29 protein-coding genes and 1 pseudogene are annotated in these 26,361 nt (G+C 61.6%); 17 read left to right on the forward strand and 13 right to left on the reverse strand.

Annotated features, from left to right (window positions below; genetic code table 11):
• Positions 1-24 precede the first annotated feature (24 nt).
• Together HZY77_RS14250 and rpsU are read right to left on the reverse strand one after the other, a co-directional pair.
• Positions 25-471: a GatB/YqeY domain-containing protein gene (locus HZY77_RS14250; RefSeq protein WP_296816120.1), complete on the reverse strand. Its 447-nt coding sequence runs from the start codon at positions 469-471 to the stop codon at positions 25-27.
• Between the two features lie 17 nt (positions 472-488).
• Complete coding sequence (rpsU, locus tag HZY77_RS14255; RefSeq protein ID WP_296816123.1) at positions 489-710, reverse strand: 30S ribosomal protein S21; 222 nt, start codon at positions 708-710, stop codon at positions 489-491.
• 80 nt (positions 711-790) lie between these two features.
• Here rpsU and tsaD point away from each other — a divergent pair, with 80 nt between their 5' ends.
• On the forward strand, positions 791-1,801 hold the full coding sequence (tsaD, locus tag HZY77_RS14260; RefSeq protein WP_296816126.1) for a tRNA (adenosine(37)-N6)-threonylcarbamoyltransferase complex transferase subunit TsaD: 1,011 nt from the start codon (positions 791-793) through the stop codon (positions 1,799-1,801).
• Positions 1,802-1,804: 3 nt separating this feature from the next.
• Here tsaD and HZY77_RS14265 read toward each other — a convergent pair whose 3' ends face one another.
• A complete protein-coding gene (locus HZY77_RS14265) occupies positions 1,805-2,605 on the reverse strand; it encodes a hypothetical protein (RefSeq protein WP_296816129.1) in 801 nt (266 codons plus the stop codon).
• Between the two features lie 16 nt (positions 2,606-2,621).
• Positions 2,622-3,224 (reverse strand): glycerol-3-phosphate 1-O-acyltransferase PlsY, encoded by a 603-nt coding sequence (gene plsY / locus HZY77_RS14270; RefSeq protein ID WP_296816132.1) that lies wholly within the window; start codon positions 3,222-3,224, stop codon positions 2,622-2,624.
• 69 nt (positions 3,225-3,293) lie between these two features.
• On the opposite strand from plsY, the gene HZY77_RS14275 reads away from it, so the two are divergent.
• The 3 genes from HZY77_RS14275 to HZY77_RS14285 are packed head-to-tail and all read left to right on the forward strand — an operon-like array spanning position 3,294 to position 5,340.
• Entirely contained in the window at positions 3,294-3,656 is a 363-nt protein-coding gene (locus HZY77_RS14275) for a dihydroneopterin aldolase (RefSeq protein WP_296816135.1), read from the forward strand.
• Positions 3,653-4,387: a sulfite exporter TauE/SafE family protein gene (locus HZY77_RS14280; protein WP_296816137.1), complete on the forward strand. Its 735-nt coding sequence runs from the start codon at positions 3,653-3,655 to the stop codon at positions 4,385-4,387. The genes HZY77_RS14275 and HZY77_RS14280 overlap by 4 nt, the downstream gene beginning before the upstream one ends.
• Before the next feature lie 2 nt (positions 4,388-4,389).
• A complete protein-coding gene (locus tag HZY77_RS14285; protein WP_296820924.1) occupies positions 4,390-5,340 on the forward strand; it encodes a succinylglutamate desuccinylase/aspartoacylase family protein in 951 nt (316 codons plus the stop codon).
• A gap of 3 nt (positions 5,341-5,343) precedes the next feature.
• On the opposite strand, the gene xerD is transcribed toward HZY77_RS14285, so the two are convergent.
• The 8 genes from xerD to ffh form a co-directional block, all read right to left on the reverse strand.
• On the reverse strand, positions 5,344-6,234 hold the full coding sequence (gene xerD, locus HZY77_RS14290; protein WP_296816140.1) for a site-specific tyrosine recombinase XerD: 891 nt from the start codon (positions 6,232-6,234) through the stop codon (positions 5,344-5,346).
• Positions 6,215-6,685 carry a methylated-DNA--[protein]-cysteine S-methyltransferase gene (locus tag HZY77_RS14295; RefSeq protein WP_296816144.1) on the reverse strand — a complete coding sequence of 157 codons (471 nt, stop codon included), beginning with the start codon at positions 6,683-6,685 and terminating at the stop codon, positions 6,215-6,217. The genes xerD and HZY77_RS14295 overlap by 20 nt, the downstream gene beginning before the upstream one ends.
• A gap of 31 nt (positions 6,686-6,716) precedes the next feature.
• Positions 6,717-7,583 (reverse strand): TetR/AcrR family transcriptional regulator, encoded by an 867-nt coding sequence (locus HZY77_RS14300; protein WP_296816147.1) that lies wholly within the window; start codon positions 7,581-7,583, stop codon positions 6,717-6,719.
• Positions 7,584-7,732: 149 nt separating this feature from the next.
• Positions 7,733-8,116: a 50S ribosomal protein L19 gene (rplS, locus tag HZY77_RS14305; RefSeq protein ID WP_296629585.1), complete on the reverse strand. Its 384-nt coding sequence runs from the start codon at positions 8,114-8,116 to the stop codon at positions 7,733-7,735.
• Between the two features lie 89 nt (positions 8,117-8,205).
• Positions 8,206-8,976, reverse strand: coding sequence for a tRNA (guanosine(37)-N1)-methyltransferase TrmD (gene trmD / locus HZY77_RS14310; RefSeq protein WP_296816150.1), 771 nt, complete (start codon positions 8,974-8,976; stop codon positions 8,206-8,208).
• A complete protein-coding gene (rimM, locus tag HZY77_RS14315) occupies positions 8,976-9,482 on the reverse strand; it encodes a ribosome maturation factor RimM (RefSeq protein ID WP_296816155.1) in 507 nt (168 codons plus the stop codon). Before rimM ends, trmD begins: the two co-directional genes overlap by 1 nt.
• A 1-nt stretch (position 9,483) precedes the next feature.
• Entirely contained in the window at positions 9,484-9,735 is a 252-nt protein-coding gene (rpsP, locus tag HZY77_RS14320; protein ID WP_296816158.1) for a 30S ribosomal protein S16, read from the reverse strand.
• 69 nt (positions 9,736-9,804) lie between these two features.
• Positions 9,805-11,148: a signal recognition particle protein gene (gene ffh, locus HZY77_RS14325; protein WP_296816162.1), complete on the reverse strand. Its 1,344-nt coding sequence runs from the start codon at positions 11,146-11,148 to the stop codon at positions 9,805-9,807.
• 99 nt (positions 11,149-11,247) lie between these two features.
• Between ffh and ccsA the strand changes: the two genes are divergently transcribed.
• The 8 genes from ccsA (at position 11,248) to HZY77_RS14365 (ending at position 18,819) form a co-directional block, all read left to right on the forward strand.
• A complete protein-coding gene (gene ccsA / locus HZY77_RS14330; protein ID WP_296816165.1) occupies positions 11,248-12,003 on the forward strand; it encodes a cytochrome c biogenesis protein CcsA in 756 nt (251 codons plus the stop codon).
• Positions 12,004-12,014: 11 nt separating this feature from the next.
• Positions 12,015-13,313 carry an HlyC/CorC family transporter gene (locus HZY77_RS14335; RefSeq protein WP_296816168.1) on the forward strand — a complete coding sequence of 433 codons (1,299 nt, stop codon included), beginning with the start codon at positions 12,015-12,017 and terminating at the stop codon, positions 13,311-13,313.
• Between the two features lie 99 nt (positions 13,314-13,412).
• Entirely contained in the window at positions 13,413-15,128 is a 1,716-nt protein-coding gene (pilB, locus tag HZY77_RS14340) for a type IV-A pilus assembly ATPase PilB (RefSeq protein WP_296816171.1), read from the forward strand.
• 12 nt (positions 15,129-15,140) lie between these two features.
• The gene (locus HZY77_RS14345; RefSeq protein ID WP_296816175.1) at positions 15,141-16,361 is read left to right on the forward strand and encodes a type II secretion system F family protein; all 1,221 of its coding nucleotides are present in this window, start codon (positions 15,141-15,143) and stop codon (positions 16,359-16,361) included.
• Positions 16,361-17,212, forward strand: a complete 852-nt coding sequence (locus HZY77_RS14350) for an A24 family peptidase (RefSeq protein ID WP_296816177.1) — start codon at positions 16,361-16,363, stop codon at positions 17,210-17,212. The genes HZY77_RS14345 and HZY77_RS14350 overlap by 1 nt, the downstream gene beginning before the upstream one ends.
• Positions 17,212-17,820 (forward strand): dephospho-CoA kinase, encoded by a 609-nt coding sequence (coaE, locus tag HZY77_RS14355; RefSeq protein WP_296816180.1) that lies wholly within the window; start codon positions 17,212-17,214, stop codon positions 17,818-17,820. Before HZY77_RS14350 ends, coaE begins: the two co-directional genes overlap by 1 nt.
• Before the next feature lie 52 nt (positions 17,821-17,872).
• The gene (gene zapD / locus HZY77_RS14360) at positions 17,873-18,628 is read left to right on the forward strand and encodes a cell division protein ZapD (RefSeq protein ID WP_296816183.1); all 756 of its coding nucleotides are present in this window, start codon (positions 17,873-17,875) and stop codon (positions 18,626-18,628) included.
• Positions 18,625-18,819, forward strand: a complete 195-nt coding sequence (locus tag HZY77_RS14365; RefSeq protein ID WP_296816186.1) for a DNA gyrase inhibitor YacG — start codon at positions 18,625-18,627, stop codon at positions 18,817-18,819. Before zapD ends, HZY77_RS14365 begins: the two co-directional genes overlap by 4 nt.
• Positions 18,820-18,822: 3 nt before the next feature.
• On the opposite strand, the pseudogene rpiA reads toward HZY77_RS14365, so the two are convergent.
• Positions 18,823-19,478 (reverse strand): annotated as a pseudogene (gene rpiA, locus HZY77_RS14370) (ribose-5-phosphate isomerase RpiA).
• Positions 19,479-19,556: 78 nt separating this feature from the next.
• Between rpiA and ilvA the strand changes: the two are divergent.
• The 5 genes from ilvA to HZY77_RS14395 all read left to right on the forward strand — a co-directional run bounded on the left by ilvA (position 19,557) and on the right by HZY77_RS14395 (position 26,355).
• Positions 19,557-21,074, forward strand: a complete 1,518-nt coding sequence (gene ilvA / locus HZY77_RS14375; RefSeq protein ID WP_296816189.1) for a threonine ammonia-lyase, biosynthetic — start codon at positions 19,557-19,559, stop codon at positions 21,072-21,074.
• Positions 21,075-21,154: 80 nt separating this feature from the next.
• Positions 21,155-23,098, forward strand: coding sequence for a transglycosylase SLT domain-containing protein (locus HZY77_RS14380; RefSeq protein ID WP_296816192.1), 1,944 nt, complete (start codon positions 21,155-21,157; stop codon positions 23,096-23,098).
• 97 nt (positions 23,099-23,195) lie between these two features.
• Complete coding sequence (locus HZY77_RS14385) at positions 23,196-24,233, forward strand: complex I NDUFA9 subunit family protein (protein ID WP_296816195.1); 1,038 nt, start codon at positions 23,196-23,198, stop codon at positions 24,231-24,233.
• A 16-nt stretch (positions 24,234-24,249) separates the two neighbouring features.
• On the forward strand, positions 24,250-25,482 hold the full coding sequence (locus tag HZY77_RS14390) for a multifunctional CCA addition/repair protein (RefSeq protein ID WP_296816198.1): 1,233 nt from the start codon (positions 24,250-24,252) through the stop codon (positions 25,480-25,482).
• A gap of 126 nt (positions 25,483-25,608) precedes the next feature.
• Positions 25,609-26,355 carry a ferredoxin--NADP reductase gene (locus HZY77_RS14395; protein ID WP_296629621.1) on the forward strand — a complete coding sequence of 249 codons (747 nt, stop codon included), beginning with the start codon at positions 25,609-25,611 and terminating at the stop codon, positions 26,353-26,355.
• Positions 26,356-26,361 lie beyond the last annotated feature (6 nt).

Genomic DNA, 26,361 nt, shown 5'->3' on the forward strand with positions numbered 1-26,361 from the left:
CCGAGCGCGTCGCGCCGGATGGGGTTAGCCCGCGAGACGGACCTTGATCAGTGCGGAGACCTGCCCCATGTCGGCACGGCCAGCAAGGCGGGGTTTCAGCAGCCCCATGACCTTGCCCATGTCCTTGGCGCTGGACGCGCCGGATTCGGCAATGGCCGTGGCAACGGCGGCTTCGACTTCGGCAGCGGAGAGTTGTTCGGGCAGGTAGGCCTGCAGCACGACGAGCTCGGCCTGTTCGGCCGCCACCAGGTCGTCACGACCGGCAACCTGGAATTGGCTGATCGAGTCCTTGCGCTGCTTGATGAGTTTTTCGACGATGCTGCTGACTGCAGCGTCGTCCAGTTCGATGCGCTCGTCGACTTCTCTCTGCTTGATGGCAGCCAACAGGAGACGGATCGTGCCGAGGCGCGCCATCTCTTTGGCGCGTATGGCGGTTTTCATGTCGTCAGTGATGCGTGCCTTGAGCGACATGCGTGGGAGATTCCGCGTCAGCGCGGAATCAATACATCTTGGGGGAGTTGCTGGCTGCGCAGGCGCTTGCTCTGGCGCTTGACTGCGGCGGCGAGCTTGCGCTTGCGCTCGGCGGTGGGCTTCTCGTAGAACTCGCGGGCGCGCAGTTCGGTCAACAAGCCGACTTTTTCGATGGAACGCTTGAAACGACGCAAGGCAACGTCGAACGGCTCATTTTCTTTGACTTTGACGTGAGGCATGTGGCAGTGGCTTCCGGGAAACGGGAAAAACGAGAATAATAGCAAGCCCTAACGGATTTTTCCAGTCCCCTGTTTCCCCTATGCTGGTACTTGGCATCGAGTCGTCCTGCGATGAAACCGGTGTTGCGCTATATGACAGCGTGCGCGGCCTGCTGGCGCACGCGCTCTATTCACAGATCGCCATGCATAACGACTATGGTGGCGTGGTGCCCGAACTGGCGTCGCGAGACCATATCCGGCGGGTTCTTCCCTTGACACGCCAGGTTTTGGCTGAAAGTGGGTGCGCACTGGAAGCGCTCGACGGCATCGCCTATACGCANGGACCGGGGCTTGCCGGCGCGCTGCTGGTGGGAGCGGGGATGGCGCGTGCGCTGGCGTTTTCGCTGAATATCCCGGCAGTCGGCGTGCATCATCTGGAAGGCCATATGCTGTCGCCGTTGATTTCCGATACGCCACCGGAATTCCCCTTCGTCGCCTTGCTGGTGTCGGGTGGGCACACGCAGTTGATGCGGGTGTCAGGCGTTGGCCGCTACACGCTGCTGGGCGAGACGCTCGACGACGCGGCCGGTGAGGCCTTCGACAAGACTGCACAATTGCTGGGCCTGGGCTACCCGGGCGGGCCGGCGCTGTCGAAACTGGCGGCCACGGGCGACGCCAGCCGCTTTACCTTGCCGCGCCCGATGCTCAATTCGGGCGATTTCGATTTCAGCTTCAGCGGCTTGAAAACTGCGGTGCTGACACTGGTGCGCAAGCAAGGNCTGGATCAGGCGGCCGACATCGCGGCGGCGTTTCAGGCGGCGGCGGTGGACGTGCTGGTGAGCAAAAGCCTGGCAGCCTGTGTCCACAGTGGCGTGACGCGGCTGGTGGTTGCCGGCGGCGTGGGCGCCAACTCGCATCTGCGCGAACGGCTGACGCGCGAGGCGGCGGCACGCAGTATCAGCGTGTTCTATCCGAGGCTGGAGTTCTGCACAGACAACGGCGCGATGATCGCCTACGCGGGCGCGCAGCGTTTGGCGACGCATAGGAAGACATCGGACCTGACGTTTGCGGTCAAACCGCGTTGGGAGTTGGTGACGCTCGATGCCGTGTAAGCCTTATCTGCGGAACATCGGGTAGGCCTCGCGCAAGGCCTTGAGCCATTNTTCACCGCCTGTGAAATGGGCAATCTGATCCGGGAATAGCAAGAACCCCACCAGCACGGCCATCAGGCACACCAGGATGACCGTGCTGAAAATGCTTTCCGGACGCAGCACGCCCCAGTAGCGGCTGACCAGGAACAGCGTGTCCTTCTTGTGTTCCGACATCGACAGCCAGCGGCGCAGCAATTTGACCGCGAGGTAGGCTGCGTAGCCGCCGGCCAGCGAAGCGAACACGATACGGAAGATGGAGAACACATCCAGCCCGCCACCAAGATATTCGTGATACAGCCAGGAGACGAAACCCAGCGACAGCGATGCCAGGATCGCAATGGCCACGTTGATGAACAGCCGCCGACGCTCGCGGGCGAGGTCGCGCTGTCGTTCGATGAAGAAACTGTCGACTTCGCGCTTGAAGTATTCGACCTTTTCCTGCACCAGCGATGAAAACTCCGCCTTGGCGTGGACGATGCGGGCATCCATCAGGGAGCCCAGCCGTTCACCGGCATAGTCGACCAGTTCGCGTACGTCGTCCTTGGTGAACTGGCGCTGTTCATGCAACTCGTCGGAAATCTTGTCGAGCTTGGCGTCAATCTCCTGGCTGGCGCGCCAGATGACATCCTTCAGTTCGGTGCCGGCCTGCGACACGCCTTCCTTGACCACATCCGACAGGCGTTCACCTGCGTGGTCGATCGCTTCGCGCGATACCTCGGCGAGGCTTTCCTTTGCGTGCTCAATGCTTTTGTCGAAGAAGGCCATGTTCAGTGAGATGGGGTCAGGAGCGGGCGCCGATGCGTCCTTCCTGGCCGGATATCAGTTTGATGAGATTGCTCTTGTGACGATAGACCAGCAGCAGGGCGACCACCAACACGGTCATGGCCGTATTCCCCCAGCCCGTCAGCAGGCCCGAATAGACAGGGGCCAGTACGGCGGTGGTCAAGGCGGCCAGTGAGGAAATGCGGAATAGCCCGGCCATGAGCAGCCAGGTTGCCAGGCAGGCCAGGCCGAGCCAGGGGTTGAGGCCGAGCAGCAGGCCGAGCGCCGTGGCCACGCCCTTGCCGCCCTTGAAACGGAAAAACACCGGAAACAGGTGGCCGATGAACACGGCTAGCGCGCACAGCAGGGCAATGTCTTCGGACAAATCGAACTGCGGAGCCAGCATGCGCGCCAGTACCACGGCCACCCAGCCCTTGAGCGCGTCGCCAAGGAGCGTCAGCGCGGCCGCGGCTTTGCGCCCGGTGCGCAGCACGTTGGTGGCACCGGGATTACCCGACCCGAAGCTGCGCGGGTCGGGCAGGTGCATGGCGCGGCTGACGATCACGGCAAACGACAGCGAACCAAGCAAATAGGCGACGGCAATAAACAACAGCGTGGTCATAAACAAGTCAGTAAAATGGCGGGTTTTGGGCGGGCTTGTTGGTGAGCGCCGCCGTGGATGATCAAGACAATGGATATTCTATTTTTGCGGGACTTCCGTCTCGAGTTGATTATCGGCATATACGAGTGGGAACGCAAAGTTCCGCAGCCGGTTCGACTCGATCTGGAAATCGGCTTGCCCGACAGCAAGGCCAGCGGGACCGACAACGTGGCCGACACCATCGACTATGGGGCGGTGGCCGTGCGGGTGAAAGACTACCTGCACAACGCGCCGCAGCCGATCACGCTGGTCGAGTCGGTCGCCGAGCATGTGGCGGCGATTATCCGCGACGAATTCGGCGCGCCGTGGGTGAAGGTGTCGGTAACCAAGTTCGCCATCGTACCGGGCATCAAGGAACTCGGCATCACCATTGAACGCGGCACGCGTCTGTGAGTGTTGAGCAGATCGCCCTCATGGCGGTCATCCTGCTGGTGGCGTATGTCATCCGGGGCATCACTGGCTTTGGGTCGGGGCTGATTTCAGTGCCTTTGCTGGCGCTCATTTTGCCGCTGAAATTCGTGGTGCCACTGGCCCTGCTGCTGGATTTCACCGCCTCGATGGTGATGGGTAGCTTCAATTTCGGGCGTGTGAAATGGAGCGAGATCGGTGTGCTGATTCCATTCAGCATCCTTGGCGTAGCGCTGGGCACCAGTCTCTTGGTCAATTTGCCATCCGGGCCCGTGATGATTGCGCTGGCCGGGTTCGTTTTCGTCTTTGCGATACGCAGTGTGTTCAATATCCGTGGCGACAAGCTGATCGCGCGCGGCTGGGCCGTGCCGGCCGCGCTGACGGGGGACGGTAGGCGCGTTGTTTGGCACTGGGGGCCTCCCTATGTCATTTACCTGACCCATCGCATCCACGACAAAAGCGATCTGCGAGCGACGTTTTCTGCACTATTCTTTGCGGATGGCATGTCCCGCATCGTCAGTTTCCTGATAGCCGGGCTGCTGATGAGTGCCAAGGTGTGGACCGCCTATTTTGCCGCGCTGCCGCTCATGCTGGGCGGACTCTATCTGGGTGGGCGCGCGCATGTCGGGTTGAGCCCATCGCTGATGACGCGCCTGGTCGGCGTGTTGTTGCTGGTGTCGAGCGTGTCGCTTTTATTCAAGGCCTTGCATGCATGAATATGCTTGAATCGTTGCATTTCCAATCCGTGTCGTTCAGCGGTCTGGAGTCAGGAACGCGCCTCATCGTGCTGGGTGCGGTGCATGGTAATGAAACCTGCGGGACACAGGCGATCCGCCGCGTAATCGCCGAGATCGAGTCCGGGCAACTGAATATCGTGGCCGGAAGCGTGACCTTCGTGCCGGTCACCAACCCCTTGGCCTATGCACGCCATCAACGCATGGGCGACCGCAATCTCAACCGCAATCTCATGCCCACTGAAACCCCGGTCGAGTTTGAGGATCGCATTGCCAACTGGCTTTGCCCGTTGCTGGCACAGCATGACGCGCTGCTCGATCTGCATTCGTTTCACACTGCGGGCGAGCCTTTCGCCATGTTGGGTCCGGAAGACAATCAGGGCTTGCTGGAGCCGTTTGCACGTTCGCAGGAGGAAACCGCGCTGGCGTTGCGGCTGGGCGTGCGCCGCTTCGTCGACGGCTGGCTCGATACCTATGCCGCAGGTGTCGAGCGCCGATTGGCGGCCGGTGTGTCGGCACGCGAGGCCGACGTGCATTACGGCGTGGGCACCACCGAATACATGCGGGCGCAGGGCGGCATCGCGCTCACCCTTGAATGTGGGCAGCACGACGATCCTGCCGCGCCTCTGGTGGCTTATCACGCCATTCACAATACGCTGGCGCATCTGGGACTGACGGCTGCAGCCAGACCGGCAGCCGTGACCGACACCGAGGCGCTACGCCTGTATCAGGTTGTCGATCGCGGCCATGCTGACGATCGATTCGTTCGCGACTGGGCCAGCTTCGATCGCGTACATGCCGGCGAAGTCATCGGTACGCGTTGCGGCGAGGCGCCGGTGGTGGCCGACCGTGATGGATACATCGTGTTTCCCAACCCTGATGCGCGGCCCGGGCAGGAATGGTTCTATCTGGCTAAACCGAGTGCGCGTGTGTGACGTTCAGCCGCGCGGGTGGTGTTGTGCGTGCAACTGCTTCAACCGCTCGCGTGCGACATGGGTGTAGATCTGCGTAGTGGAAATGTCGCTGTGCCCGAGCAGCATCTGCACGACCCGCAGGTCGGCGCCATGATTCAGCAAGTGGGTGGCAAAGGCGTGACGCAGCGTGTGCGGTGACAGCGGACGGGCGATTCCGGCGGCCAGTGCGCGACGCTTGATGAGATGCCAGAATGCCTGGCGCGTCATGCCTTCGCCGCGCGCAGTGACGAACACGGCGTCGGAAAGACGTTTTTGCAGCAGCTGCGGGCGCGCTTCAAGCGTATAGCGTCGCAGCCACTGCACCGATTCTTCGCCCAGCGGTACCAGCCGGTCCTTGTTGCCTTTGCCGGTGACACGCAGTACGCCGTCGTTGAGATTGAGCGCGGTCAATTTCAGTCCCACGAGCTCCGAGACCCGCAAGCCGGTGGCATAGAGCGTTTCCAGCATTGCGCGGTCGCGCAGGCCCATGGCCGTGTTGGAACCGGCGCTGTTGAGCAGGCGTTCGACATCCGTTTCGGTCAATGTCTTGGGTAACGCACGCGGCAGTTTGGGGCGGTCCAGATTGAGCGTGGGGTCACTGGCGATCAGGTTTTCACGCAGCAGATAACGGTAAAACCGCTTCAACGCCGAACTGTATCGCGCCGCGCTGCTGGGCTGGCTGCGGCGGGCGAAACGCCACGCCAGGTAAGCTTCAAGATCACCCGGGACGACCATATCCAGGCTGCGTGTCCGTTCCTTTTCCAACCAGGCAGCAAAGGTTTTCAGATCGCGCCGATAAGCCGCCAGCGTGAGGTCGGCCAACCCGTCTTCCAGCCACAGATGATCGCAAAACCGGTCAATCAGGGTGTCGCTCATGTGCCAGCAACCAGGTTTTCACGTCGAGCGGCGTGCCGCTCGATGCGTGCATGAACCCTCCGAGTCCGCTGGCCGCCACGACGCGATGGCAGGGAATGAGGATGGGCAAGGGATTGGACCCGCAGGCCTGCCCCACCGCGCGCGCGGCTGTGCCGAGCTGCTTGGCCAAGGCGCCGTATGTTGTCGGTCGCCCGTGAGGAATCGCCATCAGCGCATGCCATACGCGCAACTGAAATGGCGTGCCCGACAGTGTGTAGAGCAGGGTGAAGGCATGAGCGGGATTGCGCCAGTAGGCATCGAGTTCGCGGCTTAGTTGGCGGGCGCGGGTATCCCGTTGGCCGGAGAGGGGCGTCTCGATGGGCAGAAAATCCAGCCGTGTCAGCACCTCGCCGGTGAAGCAGGCACCGAGGCGGCACATCGGGGCGCGGAGGATGGCGTCATGCGCGAGCATGTCCGCATTCTAAGCGGGGTGAGGCAGTCTGTCAGGACAGCGTCACGGTGCAGCACGATTTTCGTGCCCAGCCTTTAGGGGGATGGACGGGTGGCAGCCAAGTCGACCAGGCTGCAGCTGGTCTTGCGTGTGACCTGGCAATCCGGCGTACCCGGGACATATTCAAATGCGCATGAACGCGCCTGCAACATGGTCCAGTCCGCTTCGGAATAAGCCTGCGCCGGCAGGTTGGGTGGGTAGAACACGCAGCCGACGCAAAACTCTTCGGTTGTACAGTCTGAGAGGGGGACATAGGGGGCCTTTTAAGCGGTTCTGGGGTTGCGACTGCTCGCCAGGCGCAGTCCCACACTTCATCCAGATAGCCTGGCAGGGGATGGGGCAATATCCCGTCCAGGCGTGTGGTAATCATGCGGATGGGGCCGCCGAACAGGCTGGCGGAGGCGACCATGACATCCATCTGGCGGATCTCGCCGCGTGCGATGCCGCGGCTGATCATCTCGCGCATCATGACAAACGGCCGGGAGGAGCAGATCGGGGCTTCGTCCGGCAAAAACTCACGATGCCGTGCATATAGCAGGAAAGCCATTTCCCATGGTTCGGCTTCGGCCCAGGCAAACAGACGCGCCACCAGTTCACGGGCTTGGTCGTGGCTGCTGCCTTCCATGTGTACGACGTCCTCTATGAGGTGTTGCATCCGGGTAGTGAGTGCCGCGTATAACGTGCGTGCGAGCCCTTCCTTGTCGCCGAAATGATGATAGATCGATCCGATGCTCACGCCGGCCGTGCGGCCGATGTCGTGTACTGACGTGTTGAAATACCCTTGTTCGGTGAACAGGCGCAACGCGGCACCCAGCACGAGTGTGCGGGTGTCTTCCTGTTGAAAGGCAGCTGCGGGCATGATGTGATTAGAACGAACGTTCATTCTAATCTAGTGTGATACACGATGGTAGTCAAGCGCAGTTTGCGGTCGGGCGAAACAGGCCATCCAGTAAGGGCCAAACAACAACGCCCGCATGAAGCGGGCGTTGTGTGGGCAACGGAGAGGGCTTATTCCGCAGCTGTGGCCGCAGCCTTGCGGGCGGGCAGCTTTTCCTTGATGCGCGCGGACTTGCCGGAGCGCTCGCGCAGGTAGTACAGCTTGGCGCGGCGGACGTCGCCGCGGCGCTTGACTTCGACGCTGGCGACCAGCGGCGAGTAGGTCTGGAAGGTGCGCTCGACACCTTCGCCAGCCGAAATCTTGCGCACGGTGAAGGCGGAGTTGAGGCCGCGGTTACGTTTGGCGATGACGACGCCTTCGTAGGCCTGCAGACGCTCGCGGTTGCCTTCCTTCACTTTCACTTGGACGACGACGGTGTCGCCGGGGGCGAAGGCGGGGAGGGTTTTACCCAGACGGGCGATTTCTTCCTGTTCGAGTTGTTCGATGATATTCATGATGTTGCTTCCTTACATCTGGCGGGAGAGGTGCGTCCTCGGTCTTCCGACCATTGGGCGGACATCACGCCGTTTCACATGGCCAGAGGCTATTCGCCTCGTGCCGCTTCGTTCTGCAATGCACCGGATGGATGCCTCGCAAGAAAATCCTGTTCCTGCTTTGACAATCCACGCCTGGCCAACAGGTCGGGGCGATGGATTGCCGTGATCGTCAGGCTTTGCTGCAACCGCCACTGGGCAATTGCAGCGTGGTTGCCGTTTTTCAGTACCTCTGGCACCGCCATGCCCTGCCACACCTCGGGCCGGGTGTAGTGCGGACAGTCGAGCAGGCCATTGGCGAAGGAATCCTCCACCGCCGAATCCGCATCGTTCAGCGCGCCCGGCAGTTGCCGGATGAGGGCATCCATCAACGCCAGCGCGGGCAACTCGCCGCCCGAGAGCACAAAGTCGCCGAGGGAGCATTCCTCGTCTACGCGGCGCTGCAGCAGCCGCTCGTCGATGCCTTCGTAACGCCCGCACAGCAATACCAGCGCGGGCTTTTCCTTCAGTTCCATCACCCGCTGGTGTGTCAGCGGGCGGCCGCNGGNGGAAAAATGCACCACCCAGGGCGTCAAGTTATCGTCGGCCAGATCCTGCTGCACGGCATTCAATGCGCGATCCAGCGGTTCGGCCAGCATCAACATGCCAGGCCCGCCACCGTAAGGGCGGTCGTCCACCGTGCGATGCGGATCGTCGGTGAAATCGCGCGGATTCCATGCGCGAAATCGGTACAGCCCGCGGTCCAACGCCCGCCGCGTGATGCCGTAATCCAGTACGGCATCGAACATCTCGGGGAAGAGCGTGATGGCATCGAAACGCATCAGTAATCCTCGCCCCACTCCACCTCGATCGTCCCGCCGGGTAGATCCACCTTGCCGACGAAGGCCGCAACGAACGGAATCAGGTATTCCCGAGCGCCTTTGACGACCAGCAGATCATTCGCGCCACTTTCCATCAGGCTGTCGACGGTGCCCAGTTCGATGCCTTCGTGGTTGACGACTTTGAGGCCGATCAGATCCGACCAGTAAAACTCGTTTTCCTCCGGCGGCGGCAGTGCGCTTTTCGCCACCGAGATTTCCTGTCCGCGCAGGGCATAGGCCGCGTCGCGGTCGTCGATGCCGGCCAGCTTGGCGACCAGGGCTTTGCCGTGGTCCTGGATGGTCTCGACGGTGTAATGCGTCTGCTGTTCGCCGCGCCCGACACGCCAGGATTCGAAATCCATCAGCGCCCCGGGGTCTTCGCTAAAAGGCTGGACCTTGACCCAGCCCTTGATGCCGAACGGGGCGGCGATGCACCCCATCACGACCCAGTCGCTGCCCTGATTCAACTCAGGCGGCGGCGGGCTTGTTCTGCTTGACCAGACGGGCGACGGTGTCGGACATCTGTGCACCATTGCTCACCCAATAGCCAATGCGCTCCTGATCCAGGCGCACGGCTTCGGCGCCTTCGGCAGCGACCGGGTTGTAGAAACCGACGCGCTCGATGAAGCGACCGTCGCGGCGGCAGCGCGAGTCAGCGACCACCACGTTGTAGAAAGGACGGTNTTTGGCGCCGCCGCGCGAAAGACGAATAACGACCATGATTCAACCCACCGGTAAACGGAGAAACCGCGAATTATACCCAAAATTCACCGGCTTGCCAGTGGGACGTTACCGCATGCCGGGCAGCATGCCCTTCATGCCGCGCATCATCTTGCCCAGTCCGCCCTTGCCCATCATCTTCATCATCTTCTGGGCTTGTTCGAACTGGTTCAGCAGTTTGTTGACTTCCTGCACTTGTACGCCCGCACCGGCAGCAATGCGGCGCTTGCGCGAGGCCTTGATGATGTCGGGTTTGCGGCGCTCCAGCGGAGTCATGCTGTTGATGATGCCTTCGACCCGGTTGATCGCCTTGTCGTCGGCGCCTGCCGGCATGGCCATCTGTCCGGCGCCGGGGAGCTTGTCCATGAGCGCGGAGAGGCCCCNCATTTTGCGCATCTGCTGGATTTGCGCCTTGAAGTCCTCGAGGTCGAAGTCCTTGCCCTTCTTGACCTTGTCGGCGAGTTTCTTGGCTTCGGCCAGATCGACCGAGCCTTGCGCCTGTTCGATCAGCGAAAGCACGTCGCCCATGCCGAGGATGCGCTGCGCCATGCGTTCGGGGTGGAAGGGTTCCAGTCCGGTGGGTTTTTCGCCGACACCGATGAATTTGAGCGGCTTGCCGGTGATGTGGCGCACCGACAGTGCCGCACCGCCGCGCGCGTCGCCGTCGAGCTTGGTCAGCACGACGCCGGTGAGTGGCAGCGCCTCGTTGAAGGCCTTGGCGACGTTGACGGCGTCCTGGCCCTGCATGGCGTCGACGACGAACAGCGTCTCGACCGGTTTGATCGCGGCATGCAGCGCCTTGATCTCGGACATCATCGCTTCGTCGATGGCCAGGCGGCCGGCAGTATCGACGATCAGCACGTCGTAGAACTGCTTGCGTGCGTGATCCTGTGCCGCTTGTGCGATCCTGAGCGGGTTCCGCTCGTCGCCCGCTTCGAAAAAGCTGACATCGAGCTGCTTGGCGAGCTGTCGCAACTGGTCGATGGCGGCCGGGCGGTAGACGTCGGCCGAGACGAGCAGGATTTTCTTCTTGCGGTTCTTCAGCAGCAGCGCGAGCTTGCCGCTGGTCGTCGTCTTGCCCGATCCCTGGAGACCGGCCATCAGAATCACAGCGGGCGGGGTAGCGGCCAGGTTCAGTTCGGCGTTTTCGCCGCCCATCAGGCGGGTGAGCTCCTCGTGGACGATACCGATCAGCGCCTGGCCCGGCGACAGGCTGGTGAGGACTTCCTGGCCCAGCGCGCGGGTCTTGACCGCTTCGATGAAATCCTTGACCACCGGCAACGCGACGTCCGCCTCGAGCAGGGCGAGGCGCACCTGGCGCAGGGTGTCCTGCACGTTGGCTTCGGTGATGCGGGCCTGTCCGCGCAGTGATTTGACGACGCCGGCAAGGCGTCCGCTGAGATTTTCTAACATGGCTTCCTTGTTGCCGCTATGGGCGGCATGGATAATGGGGCTGGCTGAATCCAAATTCCATTTTAACGAATGTCCCCGCTATTGCTGGTTACTTTGTGTGTGAGCGCGCTGTATGGCTGGATCGCCTGGCGCCTGCAGCGCACGCCCTCCGCGTCCTCTGTGCGCGTATTGACGCCGTTGGCCCTGCTGGCGCATGGCGCATTGATCTTCAATTCAGTGCTGGGCCAGGGCGATATCCGACTGGGATTTGGCAACTCCCTGTCGACGATTTTCTGGCTGACTGCGCTCACATACTGGCTGGCCAGCCAGGGCGCNGCGCTGGCGCGCCTGCAGTCATGGGTCAGTGGCCTGGCAGCGATATCGGTCCTGGTCATGGCGGTTTTTACCGAAACCCATGCCATACCGGATTCGCAGGCGCTGGCCTTGCGTGCGCACCTAGTGGTGTCTTTCCTCGCCTATGGTCTGCTGGCGGTGGCGGCCCTGCATGCGGTGATGATGACCATGCTGGAAAAGCAGCTGCATCGCGGGGCATTGCTGCAAGGCGGCGCGCCGCCCTTGCTGACATTGGAAGCCATGCTGTTCAAGACCATCGGCGTGGGATTTGCGCTGTTGACCCTGGCGGTGTTCAGCGGGGTGTTCTTTTCTGAGGAACTCTTCGGCAAGCCGTTGCAGTTTTCGCACAAAACCGTGTTCGCCATCCTGTCCTGGCTGGTGTTCGGTGGCCTGCTGCTGGGAAGGCATTTTCGGGGTTGGCGCGGGCGTACAGCGCTGATCTGGACGATTACCGGGTTCACCCTGCTGCTGCTGGCCTACCTCGGCACTCAGTTTGTGCTGGAAGTGATACTCAGGCGTTGAGGCAATTCTGATTGGATAGTTTTTCCACCAGCACGCTTTTTATAACACTCGCCGTCCTGCTGCTGACTTCGGCATTNTTTTCCGCGTCCGAAACCGCGATGATGGCCATCAATCGCTACCGATTGCGGCACGCAGCGGACTCAGGCGAGCGNGGGGCGATGCGTACGCAGGCACTCCTGGACAAGACCGACAAACTGCTGGGCGTCATCCTGCTCGGCAATAATCTGGTCAATTCCGCCTCAGGTACGCTGTCGGCCGTGCTGGCCATACGCTTGTTCGGGGCCGGCGAAATCGTGCTGTTCACGGCGACGCTTCTGCTGACCTTTCTGATTCTGGTATTCAGCGAAGTGACGCCCAAGGTGCTGGGCGCCTCTTTCCCCGAACGGGTGGCCTACCCCGCATCGCTTCTGCTCACACCCTTGCTGAAACTGGTCTACCCCGTAGTGTGGTTCGTGAATCTGTTCGTGCAGGGCATCCTGCGGTTGTTGCGGATCAGACAGCCCGAGCCGGGGCAGGGCAACAGCCTCGGTCTGGAAGAGCTGCGGACCATCGTGCTGGAATCGTCCGGCAGACTGCCGCGCGAGCATCACCGAATCCTGATGAACCTTCTNGAGTTGGAGGACATCACCGTGGATGATGTGATGACGCCACGCAGCCAGATCGAGGCGATCGATATCGAGGACGATCCCGAGCGGATGCGACAGCAGATTTCCACCAGCCACCACACCCGGCTGGTGGTGCATGCCGGTTCGTCCGACAATCTGCTGGGTGTATTGCACGTGCGCCGAGTATTGCATGCGCTGACAGGCAAGGAACTGGATCCGGCTACGCTGAGAGACAATCTCGAGACTCCCTATTTTGTTCCGGCAGGCACGCCGCTGTTTACCCAGTTGCGCAATTTCCAGTCCAGCCGGCGGCGGCTGGCGCTGGTGGTCGATGAATACGGCGAACTCCAGGGGTTGGTGACACTGGAGGATCTGCTGGAGGAGTTGGTTGGCGAGTTCACCACGCAGGCGCCGTCGGATGCGGGGTATCTGCGGCGCGAAGAGGATGGCAGCTGGCTGGTGGAAGGCAGCGTTCTGTTGCGCCACCTGAATCGCAAGCTGGGCCTTTCGCTCCCGCTGGACGGTCCGAAGACACTGAACGGCCTGCTGCTCGAGCAGTTCGAGGACATCCCTGAAGCGGGCGTGAGCCTCAAGCTGGGCGACGTGCCGGTGGAAATCGTGCAGACGCAGGACCGCGCAGTCAAGATGGCGCGCATCTATCTGCCGGTGACAGACGATGTCTTGTCCGGAAACGCCTCAATTTAGTCGAAAAATCGCCGTTAAGGCCTGTGATTCTCTGTGTCTGCCCCCTCCGGGCGGGCGAAGGGACGATAATTTGACGCTGGACTTGTCTGGAATCGAGCTATGGCTGCTGTGACAAACACCAACAATTTAACCGGGCTGGCGCGTGCCATGGTCAACCATGGCTGGCTGTCCGAGGACGACGCCGAGGGAGTGTGGAAACGCGCCAGCCAGTCGGGCGATTCGTTCGTGACCGAATTGATCAAAGGGCGGCGGTTCAAGTCTGATCAAGTTGCCGAGTTTGCGGCTGCCTCGTTCGGTTTTCCCTACCTGGACCTGAATGCCATGGATCATGAGAGCCTGCCGCAAGGGCTGCTCGATCCGAAACTGGTGCAGAAACGGCGGGTGCTCGCCTTGTATCAACGGGGCAACAAGCTGTATGTGGCGACGTCAGACCCTACGCATCTGCAGGCGCTGGACGAGGTGAAATTCCAGATCGGCCAGGCGGTGGAGCCCGTGGTGGTGGAGGACGACAAGCTCGGCAAGCTCATCGAGAAGATGGGTGAAGCGAACGACAACACGATGGCTGTGTTGAATGCCGAAGACCTCAATCTGGATTTCGCCGACGAGGAAAGTGCCGCTGCCCAGCAGGACACGGGCGGCATCGAAATCGACGATGCGCCCGTGGTGCGCTATCTGCAGAAGATCATGCTCGACGCCATCAATATCGGCGCATCCGACATCCATTTCGAGCCGTACGAGAAGTTCTACCGCATCCGCTACCGGCGTGACGGCGTCTTGTCCGAAGTGGCCCAGCCGCCAATGGCGATCAAGGATAAAGTGGCCTCGCGCATCAAGGTGTTGTCGCGGCTGGATATTTCCGAAAAGCGCGTGCCGCAGGATGGCCGCATGAAAATGGTGCTGTCGAAGAACCGCGCCATCGACTTCCGGGTCAGCACCTTGCCCACGCTGTATGGCGAAAAGATCGTCATGCGTATTCTCGATCCCACTAGCGCGCAGTTGGGGATCGAGGCGCTCGGCTACGAGCCGTGGCAGAAGGAACTGCTGCTGAATGCGGTGCAACGCCCCTATGGCATGGTGCTGGTGACCGGTCCGACCGGTTCCGGCAAGACGGTGTCGCTCTATACCTGCCTGAATATCCTCAACAAGCCCGACGTCAACATCTCGACGGCTGAAGACCCGGCGGAAATCCAGTTGCCCGGAATCAACCAGGTCAACGTCAACGACAAGGCCGGACTGACGTTCTCGGCGGCGTTGAAATCCTTCCTGCGGCAGGATCCAGACGTCATCATGGTCGGTGAGATCCGCGACCTGGAAACCGCCGATATCGCCATCAAGGCCGCGCAAACCGGCCATATGGTGATGTCCACTCTGCACACCAACGATGCGCCCGGAACCCTCACTCGTCTGTTGAACATGGGCGTGGCGCCGTTCAACGTGGCCTCCTCGGTGATCCTGATTACCGCGCAACGGCTAGGGCGGAAGTTGTGCAGCTGCAAACAGCCTGCCGATATTCCACAGGAAGCGCTGCTGGCGGCAGGCTTTACCGAGGAGCAGCTCGACGGCAGCTGGAAACCTTACAAGCCGGTGGGGTGCGATATCTGTGGCGGCACAGGCTATAAAGGGCGTGTAGGCATCTACCAGGTCATGCCGATCACAGATGAAATGACTCGCATCATCCTCAAGGGCGGGGACGAATCCGATATTGCCGACCAGGCACGACGCGAAGGCGTGCTCGACCTGCGGCAGGCAGGTCTGTTGAAAGTGAAATCCGGTCTCACCTCGCTGGAAGAGGTCGAGGCCGTTACCAATCTCTAAGGAATTCCCTCTATGGCTACAGCGGCAAAAGCAGTCAAGGACGCCACCTTCCTGTGGGAAGGGATGGACAAGCGCGGCAAGAAGGTCAAGGGCCAGATGCAGGCCGGCGGCGAGGCCGTGGTCAATTCCCAGTTGCGCAAGCAGGGCATTACCGTCACCAAGGTCAAGAAGCAGAGTGCCCTGTTCAGCGGCGCCAAGAAAATCACCGACAAGGATGTCACGCTGTTCACCCGTCAACTGGCCACCATGATGAAGGCAGGCGTACCTTTGCTGCAATCCTTCGAAATCGTGGCGCGCGGGCACTCCAATCCTTCGATGCAGCGCCTGCTGATGGAAATCAAGGCGGACATCGAAAAGGGCAGCAGCCTGACGCAGGCGTTNCGGACGCCACCCCTGTATTTCGACGCGCTGTTCTGCAACCTGGTCGGAGCGGGCGAGTCGGCCGGTATTCTCGAAGGCGTACTCGACCGTCTCGCGATCTACAAGGAAAAGATTCTTGCCATCAAGAGCAAGATCAAATCGGCTCTGTTCTACCCGGTATCCATCATTGTGGTGGCGTTTGTCATCACGGCCATCATCATGATTTTTGTGATTCCCGCGTTCAAGGAACTGTTCAGCAGTTTTGGTGCAGATCTGCCGGGGCCGACCCTGGTGGTCATGGCAATATCGGACTATTTTGTCAAATGGTGGTGGGCAATTTTCGGTGTGATCGGCGGCGGGCTGTANTGCTTTTTCCAGGCATGGAGACGTTCGCGCAAGGTACAGATGTTCATGGATCGCCTTGTACTCAAGCTGCCGATTTTCGGACCGGTCATCGAGAAGGCCACCATCGCGCGCTGGACGCGCACGCTGGCAACCATGTTTGCGGCGGGCGTGCCGCTGGTCGAAGCCTTGGAATCGGTCGGTGGCGCGTCGGGTAACCAGGTATTTGTGGAGGCCACCCATAAAATCCGCGGAGAAGTGGCGACCGGTACGGCATTGACCGTGGCGATGCAGAATTCCGGACGTTTTCCCAACATGGTGCTGCAGATGGCAGCCATCGGTGAGGAATCCGGCTCGCTCGATTCCATGCTGGGCAAGGTAGCCGATTTTTACGAAGCCGAGGTCGACGACGCGGTCGAAGCGTTGTCGAGCCTGATGGAGCCGATCATCATGGTGGTGCTGGGTACCCTTATCGGTGGCATGGTGATCGCCATGTACCTGCCGATCTTCAAGATGGGCCAGGTTGTCTGATGGATATGCTGCATGCTGAACCAGCCCTCTTCACCGGGCTGGTNTTTTTATTTGGGCTGCTGGTGGGCAGTTTCCTCAATGTCGTCATCCATCGGCTACCTAAAATGATGGAGGCCGAGTGGCGGACGCAATGCGCAGAATTGCATGGCGAGCCCTTGCCTGAAGTCCCTCGCTATAACCTGTGGCTACCGCGCTCGGCCTGTACCCAGTGTGGACATCAGATCACTGCGTTGGAGAATATTCCGCTGTTGTCGTGGCTGTGGCTACGCGGTCGGTGCTCGGCCTGCAGTACGCCTATCAGTGCGCGCTACCCGCTGGTGGAACTGCTTACCGCGTTGCTGTCGGCGGCAGTCGCCTGGAAATGGGGTGCCAGCGTGCAGACAGCGGGTGCGCTGCTTCTGGTATGGGTGCTGATCGCGCTGGCCTTCATTGATCTCGATACCACTCTGCTGCCGGACAGTCTCACCTTGCCGCTTGTATGGCTGGGCTTGCTGTTCAACCTGAACGGGGCTTTCGCCAGCCTGCCGGATGCGGTGGTCGGCGCCATGGCCGGTTACGGAGTGCTGTGGTCGGTGTACTGGCTGTTCAAACTGGCAACCGGCAAGGAGGGTATGGGGTTCGGCGACTTCAAGCTGCTTGCGGCCATCGGCGCGTGGCTCGGCTGGCAGATGCTGCCCGTCACGTTGCTGCTGTCGTCGGTGGTCGGTGCGGCGATCGGCGTGGCGATGATCGTGCTGGTCAAGCATGACCGTCGCGTGCCGATCCCCTTCGGTCCGTACCTGGCTGGCGGCGGCCTGGTGGCGCTGTTNTTTGGCGCCGACTTGACGCAGGCCTATCTCGCACAATTCTGATGTTCAAGGTCGGCCTCACTGGNGGGATCGGCTCGGGCAAGTCGACCGTCGCTGATTTGTTTGCCGGACATGGTGTGCCGGTAATCGATACGGATGTCATCGCGCGCGCCTTGACCGCCCCGGGGAGNATGGCGCTGGAAGCGGTCCGGGCAGCATTCGGCGATCAGGTGATGCAGGCAGATGGTGCCTTGGATCGTGCTGCCCTGCGCCGGCGCGTATTCTCCGATGCCGATGCCCGGCATCAGCTTGAGGCCATCCTGCACCCGCGTATTCGGTCGGTGGTGGAACAGCAGCTTGCTGCCCTGAGTGCNCCCTATGTCCTGATCGTGATCCCCTTGTTGGTGGAAACGGGTGCGTACCAGGAGATCTTGGATCGTGTGCTGCTTGTCGATTGCCCCGAAGAGCAGCAGATCACGCGGGTGATGACGCGCAGCGGACTGACGCTGGACGAGGTGAAAGCCATCCTCGCGACACAGGCCGGGCGTGCCGCGCGCTTGGCGATTGCAGACGATGTGATCTCCAATGCGGCGTCTCCCGAAGCATTGCGCACCCAGGTCGCGGCCCTGCATCGGCGTTACCTGGCGTTTTCTACTACACCGTTGTCTTGATTTTCCACATGGATAGGCGACAATCGGTCCAACCAAACCAACGCGTTGCGGCGTGATCCACTACGAATATCCCCTGAGCGAACGCATCCGCACTCTNTTGCGGCTGGAAGACCTGTTCGACCGTTTCGATGCCTACGCCGCATCGTCCGATTCGCACGCGCATCATGCAGCCTTGCTGACCCTGTTCGAGATGGCCGAGGTCGCGGCGCGCGCCGACCTGAAATCCGACCTGCTGCAGGAACTGGATCGGCAGAAAGCCGTGCTGACTGCGCTACGCGGCAATCCTCATGTCCAGGGCGCCACGCTGGAACAGGTGCTGACCGCGATCGAGGCAGCCCACCATGGCATGTACCAGTTGCCTGGGAAAGTGGGCCAGCACCTGCGCGAAGACGATTGGCTGATGGCGATCAAGCAACGCGCGGCGATCCCGGGCGGTATGTGCGAATTCGATCTGCCTTCCTATCATTACTGGCTGCATCAGGCGACGGAGATGCGTGTGGACCAGCTGCACAAGTGGCTGGCGCCGTTTTCGTCGATTCGCGCCGCCGTTGAAATCATACTCGGCCTGCTCCGCGACAGCGGCCAGCCAGATCTGCAGCATGCGAACAATGGGAGCTATCAGCGCATGCTCGAATCGCGCAATCCGCAACTGATCCGGGTCACTTTGGTCGACGAACTGCCTTGTGTGCCCGAAATTTCGGCCAACAAGTACATGCTCAACATTCGCTTTGTCCATGCGGGATCGGGTGCGCTGCGAACCTGTACCGGCCAGTCGATCGATTTCGACCTGACCTTCTGCACGCTGTGAAAACCGCCGTCACACCCCAGGTCGTCAGTTGCCCGACCTGCGGGGCGGCCGTGACGTGGTCGGCGGAAAACCGCTGGAAGCCGTTCTGCAGCGAGCGTTGCAAGCTGATCGATCTGGGCCAGTGGGCCACCGAAAAATATCGCGTGCCGGCCGAAGAGCAGGAACCCGACGACGAGTCCCCGCCGCAGTAAGGATTATTTCGTGTAGGTCTTGACGCCATTGGGCGTGCCGAGCAGTAGCACATCCGCGCCGCGCCGCGCGAACAGGCCGTTGGTGACCACGCCGACAATGTGATTGATCGCCGTTTCCAGCGATACCGGGTCGACGATGGACAGGCCGTGCACGTCGAGGATGAGGTTGCCGTTGTCGGTGGTAAAGCCTTCGCGCAGACGGGGCTGTCCGCCCAGCTTCACCAACTCGCGCGCAACGTAGGAGCGCGCCATCGGGATGACTTCGACCGGCAGCGGAAACTTGCCGAGCACGCCGACCAGCTTGCTTTCGTCGGCGATGCAGATGAACTGCTTGCTGCACGCCGCGACAATTTTTCCCGCGTCAGTGCGCCGCCCCCGCCCTTGACCATGGCGAAGTGCTCGGTGATTTCATCGGCACCGTCGACGTAGATTTCAAGCTCGCCCACATTGTTGAGATCGAGCACCTGGATGCCGTGGCTTTTCAGGCGGCTGGCGGTTGCCTCCGAACTGGCGACGGCGCCGTCGATGCGGCCTTTCACGTCGGCCAGCGCGTCGATGAAATAGTTGGCGGTCGAGCCCGTGCCTACCCCGATGATGCCGCCCTTGGCATAATCCACCGCGGCACGTGCCACGGCTTGCTTCATTTCGTCTTGAGTCATGATGTTTTCGTCGTTTTCGATGCAGCCCGCTAAGATAGCGGCATCGCCCTTTTTACAAACCTCGCATTCGCCGCCGCCATGAGCCAACCTGACGATTACCTCGAACGCATCCTCACCTCGCGCGTCTACGACGTGGCGATCGAGTCGCCGCTCGACGTGGCCCACAATCTGTCGCGCCGTCTCGGCAACCAGATCCTGTTGAAGCGCGAAGACCTGCAGCCGGTGTTTTCCTTCAAGTGCCGCGGCGCCTACAACAAGATGGCCAAGCTGACGGCGGCGCAGCTGGCGCGGGGCGTAGTCGCCGCGTCAGCGGGCAATCACGCGCAGGGTGTAGCGCTGGCGGCGCAGAAACTGGGTGCAACGGCCATCATCGTGATGCCGGCCACCACGCCCAAGATCAAGGTCGATGCGGTGGCCGCGCGTGGTGCACAGGTGATCTTGCACGGCGACAACTACGATGAGGCCTGCGCGCATGCAACCCAGATCGCCAAGGAATCCAAGGCGACCTTCGTTCATCCTTACGACGATCCTGATGTGATTGCCGGCCAGGGCACCGTGGCGATGGAACTGCTGCGCCAACATCCCGAACCGATTCATTCGATCTATATTCCGGTCGGTGGCGGCGGGCTGATTGCCGGCATGGCAGCCTATATCAAACGCCTACGTCCGGAGATCAAGATTGTCGGCGTCGAACCCGAGGATGCCGACGCGATGGCACGCTCGTTGTGCAAGGGCGACCGCATCACCTTGCCGCGCGTGGGCATATTCGCCGACGGTGTGGCAGTGAAGAAGGTCGGCAAGGAAACCTTCCGGCTGTCGCAGCTGTATGTCGACGAGATCATTCGGGTCAACAACGACGCCATCTGTGCGGCGATCAAGGACGTGTTCGAGGACACGCGCTCGATTCTGGAGCCGGCTGGTGCGCTGTCGATTGCCGGGATGAAGGCCGCGATCGCAGCTGACAGGCTCAANGGGAAGACGCTGGTCGCGGTGGCCAGCGGAGCCAACATGAACTTCGACCGCTTGCGCTATATTGCCGAGCGCGCCGAACTGGGCGAAAAGCGTGAGGCCGTGCTGGCAGTGACCATTCCCGAGACGCCGGGCAGCTTCAAGACTTTTTGCGGTCTGTTGGGCGCGCGCAACATCACCGAGTTCAACTACCGCTATTCCGACCCCAAGATCGCGCGGGTGTTCGTCGGTCTGTCGGTGCCGGGGGCGGGCGAAAGCGCGCGCGTGGTCGAACTGCTGCAACGTCATGGGCTGGAAGCACTCGACCTGACCGACAACGAAATGGCCAAGCTGCATATCCGCCATCTTGTCGGCGGGCGGGCGCCCGAAGCGGTGAACGAGGTGCTGTACCGCTTCGAATTCCCGGAGCGCCCCGGCGCCTTGATGCAATTTCTGCAGAGCATGAGCCGCGGCTGGAACATCAGCCTGTTCCACTATCGCAACCATGGCGCCGACTATGGCCGCGTGCTGGTCGGCATTCAGGTGCCGGAAAAGGAAAAGCCCCGTTTCCAGAAGTTTCTGGACGAATTGGGCTACCGCTACTGGGACGAATCCCGCAATCCGGCCTACAAACTATTCCTGGCCTGACGCAACGCTCATGCGCCTCGGTACCCGGGATGGTGTGTATCGTGCGTGTTACCCTCGCACGATGCTTCGGATAATCGTTTTTGCTGCTGGGGGCCTTCATCGTGACGACCGCCTGGGCCGCGCCGGGCGATGCTGCCGTGAAGCAGGCGCAACAGGCATATGCCGCACGTAAGCTGGCGGATCTGGAACGTGCCGCGCGCAAGATACCCTCCGATCATGTATTGGCGCCCTATGTCGAGTACTGGCGTCTGACCCTGGACAGCCGAACCGAGGATGCCCGTATCGCTGATTTCCTTGCGCGCTACCCGGGCAGCCGGCTGGCCGAGGTTTTGCGCACCGACTGGTTGAAATCGCTCGGTGCGCGCGAAGCCTGGCCGGCGTTCCTGGCCGAATATCCGCGGCTCGTCAAACCCGATGCGGCGCTTCAGTGCTACGCCTATCGCGGGGAATGGGCCCAGGGCAATCGCAGTCACGAGCGCGAGGCGGTTTCCTTGTGGTTTACCGGCCGCGACATGCCGTCGGCCTGTAGCCCCCTGTTCACGCAGTTGATCGAGGCGGGGCTGATCGGCGAGGAAGACATCTGGCGGCGTTTCCGTCTAGCCCTGGAAGCGGGGAATCTCAATGTGGCCAAGGTGGTAGCCAATGCCCTGGCCGAAGCACAACGTCCGTCTGGCAGCTTGCTGGATCAGGCTACGCGCGATCCGGCCCGTCTGTTGAATGCGGGCACCCTCGATCTAGCCCGTCGCAGCGACCGTGAAATTGCGCTCTATGTGCTCGACCAACTGGCCCGGCGCGACTCCGCCCAGGCGGAACAGGCATTGCGCAAATGGGCACCGCAGTTCAACCCGATGGAATTGCGCACGGCCTGGGCGCGGCTCGCCACCTGGGCCGCGCGCCGTCACGAATTGCTCGCACTGGACTGGTTCCAGCAGGCCGGGAGCGTGGCGGTGAACGATGCCCAGCGTGAATGGTGGGCACGCGCAGCGCTTCGTGTGGGCGATTGGAAAGTCGTTCAGCAGGCGATCGACAGCATGGGAGAGGCTCTACGCGCGCAGCCGGTGTGGCGCTACTGGCGCNNGCGCGCGCTGCAGGCAAGTGGCCAGCACGTGGCCGCCAACGCCATTTTTCTGGCCTTGTCGCATGACCACGATTACTACAGCCAGCTTGCCCAGGAGGAACTCGGGCCAGTCATGCAGGCGGCGCCCGCCGTCAACATCAAGACGGGCGGCAACAACGTGGCCGAGATCGCCCGCCAGCCGGGAATTGCCCGTGCCGTGGCCCTATATGAACTCGGCCTGCGCGCCGATGCCACCCAGGAATGGAACTGGGCAGTCCGNGGGTTTTCCGATACGCAGTTATTGGCGGCGGCCGAACTCGCCCGGCGCATGGAATGGTATGACAGTGCCATCAACACGGCCGAGCGCACCCGCGAACTGCACGATTTCGAGTTGCGTTTTCTGGCGCCCTACCGCGAGCAGGCGCATCAAGCCGCACGCGAAAACGACATCGACGAGGCATGGGTATATGGCCTCATGCGGCAGGAAAGCCGTTTCGTCAATGTCGCGCGCTCGAGCGTCGGTGCTGCCGGCCTGATGCAGATCATGCCGGCCACGGCGCGCTGGATTGCGAAACGCCTCGGCATCCGGCGCTTCCAGGTGGACGAGATGCGCGATCCGGCCAGAAACATCCAGTTTGGCGCGTATTACCTGAAACACGTGCTGTCCACGCTGGACGGTTCGCCGGTACTGGCCACCACCGCCTACAATGCAGGCCCAGGACGTGCGCAGCGCTGGCGCAGCGCACAACCGATGGAAGCCGCGATTTACATCGAGTCGATCCCGTTTGCGGAAACGCGCGACTACGTGAAGAAAGTGATGAGCAACGCCATGTATTACGCAGTGCGTTTCGGGCAACCCTCGGTGCTATTGAAAGAGCGGCTGGGACTGGTCCCGCCGCGCGAGACGCCGGTCGCACCGACAACCGATCCGGATACCTCGTCGGAAGTCGAACAGCCGGACGGCTAGTCTGGACGTTTCATACAGCCAGCGCGGGCACCGTGCAAATTTATGAAACTTCCGGGCTAAAATCAGAATCGTCTTATATACCTAAACGAACATCAATATGAAGATTCAACGCATCTGCATCCTCGGCGGCTCCGGTTTCGTCGGTACCCAGCTCGTCAGCCAGCTCGCCGCGCGCGGTCTCCAGATCCGTGTGCTTTCCCATCGCCGCGAAATGGCCAAGGAGCTGATCCTCCTGCCCACGGTGGACGTGATCGAGGCCGACNNGCACGACCAGCAGGAACTCATCCAGCATTTCCGCGGCATGGATGCCGTCATCAATCTGGTCGGCATCCTGCACGAAGACAAGGTCGGTCGCGTCGATCTGCCCAGTGCACGCCGCGGTGATTTCCAGAGGGTCCATGTCGAACTGCCGCGCAAGGTCATTCATGCCTGTGGCGAATCCGGCGTGCACCGCCTGCTGCACATGAGCGCGCTCGGTGCCGATCCGAACTCGCGCTCGGCCTATCAGCGCTCCAAGGGCATTGCCGAGGCGCTGGTACGGGAGGCCGCCATGCGCCACAGCGAGCATGAGAACTGGTACCTCAACGGACCCAAATTCATCCATGGCTACGACCTCAACGTCACCATCTTCCGTCCGTCGGTGATATTCGGCCGCGGCGATTCCTTCCTGTCGATGTTCGCCCGGTTGCTCAAAAGCTTTCCGGTCCTGCCGCTCGCCGCGTCCGGCAGCCGCTTTGCGCCGGTGCATGTCGAGGATGTCGCCCGCGCCTTTGCCGACAGCCTGGATAACACCGCCACCTACGGCCAGACCTACGATCTGTGCGGTCCAAACGCGTATACCCTGCAGGAGCTGGTGAGCTACGTGGGCGACGTCATCGGCAAGAAGCGCAGCATCATCCCGCTGGGCAAATGGATGTCGTATTTCCAGGCTTGGGCGCTCGAGTTCAAGCCTGGCAAGAAGCTGATGACACGCGACAACTACTATGCCCTGTGCACGGACAACGTATGCCGCGGCGGCTGGCCGTCGGTGTTCGATTTCCAGCCGGCGTCGCTCGAAGCCATCGCTCCCGAATACCTGCGCGCCGATACACCGCGCGCGCGGTACGAGGATTACCGGGAAAACGCCCACCGCTAGGAACCGCTGCGCCGCCATGAAAACCTACATCGTTGGCGGCGCAGTGCGTGACCGGTTACTGGGACTGCCGGTGGCCGACCGCGATCATGTCGTCGTCGGCGCGACGCCCGACGACATGGTTGCGCTGGGCTATCAGCCGGTCGGCAAGGATTTTCCGGTCTTCCTGCACCCGCAAACCCACGAGGAATATGCGCTCGCGCGCACCGAGCGCAAATCCGGGCACGGTTACAAGGGTTTTACCGTCTATGCCGCACCGGAAGTTACGCTGGAAGAGGATCTGCGCCGACGCGACCTCACCATCAATGCGATAGCCGAAGATGAGGATGGTACGCTGGTCGATCCTTACGGCGGGCAGGCCGATCTCGCTGANAAAATCTTCCGCCATGTGAGCGAGGCCTTTGCCGAAGACCCCGTGCGGATTCTGAGGGTCGCGCGCTTCGCCGCGCGCTTCACCGACTTTGTCGTGGCGCCGGAAACCAACACGCTGATGCGGCAGATGGTCGACAACGGCGAAATCGACGCGCTCGTGCCTGAGCGCGTGTGGCAGGAAATCGCACGCGGCCTGATGGAGATTCAGCCCTCGCGCATGTTCCAGGTGCTGCGCGACTGCGGCGCGCTGGCACGGCTGTTTCCCGAGATCGATCGCCTGTTCGGCGTGCCGCAGCCGCCCGCGCACCATCCCGAAATCGATACCGGCGTGCACGTCATGCTCGTCGTCGACTGGGCGGCACGCCAGGGCATGAGCTTGCCGGTGCGCTTTGCGGCCTTGACGCATGACCTGGGCAAGGGCGTGACGCCTCCAGAGTTGTGGCCTGCACACCACGGTCACGAAGCCAAAAGCGTCGACCTGGTGCGGGCGTTGAGCGAGCGCGTTCGCGTGCCGGCTGACTGCCGCGACCTCGCTGTCGCGGTGGCGCGCGATCATGGCAACGTCCATCGCGCGCTTGAATTGCGTCCCGGAACGATTGTTGAATTGTTGGAACGGGTCGATGCCTTCCGCCGTCCCGAGCGCTTCGACGCCTTCCTGCAGGCGTGCGAATGCGATTTCCGCGGCCGGCCCGGCTACGAGGAAAAACCGTTTCCCGAACCAGGGTATCTCCGCCAGGCACTGCTGGCGGCGCAGACCATCGATGCCGCCGAGGTGGCGCGCAACGCAAAGCCGACAGGAATACGAGAGGCGATCTTCCAGGCGCGTATCCAGGCCGTGGCGGCGTGGCGCGATCACGGAGCCGGGATTGAACGCAAATAGGGCGTGAGAACAGCAGTATATGGATTGGAACTGCGCGCCGTCATGGGCGTCCAATTCCCGAGTGGGCTTGTTGCACGTCGCGAGACGGTGCGGCAAGATCGATCGAAATCTGAAACGGAGGGGAGCATGCCTTACAGCGAGCAAACGGTGCAGTCGGTGCGTCCATGGTCGGACAAAACATTCAGCTTTACCCTGAGCCGTCCGCAGGATTTTTCATTCGAGAACGGCGAGTTCGTCACCATCGGCCTCAAGCGCGAAGGCAAGCTGGTGGCACGCGCGTATTCCATCGTTTCCACTGCCGACCACGACCATCTGGAGTTTCTCAGCATCCATGTGCCGGATGGCCCCTTGACCAGCCAGTTGGTCCATATCCGTCCCGGTGACAGCGTGTGGGTCAACAGCAAGGCTACCGGTTCGCTCACGCTGAACCATGTATTGCCCGGCCGCGTGCTGTACATGCTCGCCACCGGCACCGGGCTGGCGCCGTTCATGAGCCTGATCCGCGATCCAGAACTCTATGCACGCTATGAGAACGTGGTGCTGGTGCACTCGGTGCGCACCGTGGCCGAACTGGCCTACCGTGCCGAAATCGAGGCGATGGACAACCCGCAGCTGTATTACGTGCCGACCGTGACGCGCGAGCCGTTTCCCACNCCCGAACGCGGTGGCGATCTGTTCCGTTCNGGGGCGCTGTCGCAACGTCTCGGCCTGCCTGCCCCCGATCCGGAACATGACCGCGTGATGATCTGCGGCAATCCGGCGATGACGCGCGAACTCACGCATCATTTGAAGGACACAGGCTGGACGTTGACCAACCATCGAGGTATCGGCAATTTCACCACTGAAGTTGCGTTTGTCGTGCACCACGAATAATCTGCC

This window comes from Thiobacillus sp., from assembly GCF_013693775.1.
In the GTDB taxonomy this organism is placed as follows: Bacteria; Pseudomonadota; Gammaproteobacteria; order Burkholderiales; family Thiobacillaceae; genus Thiobacillus.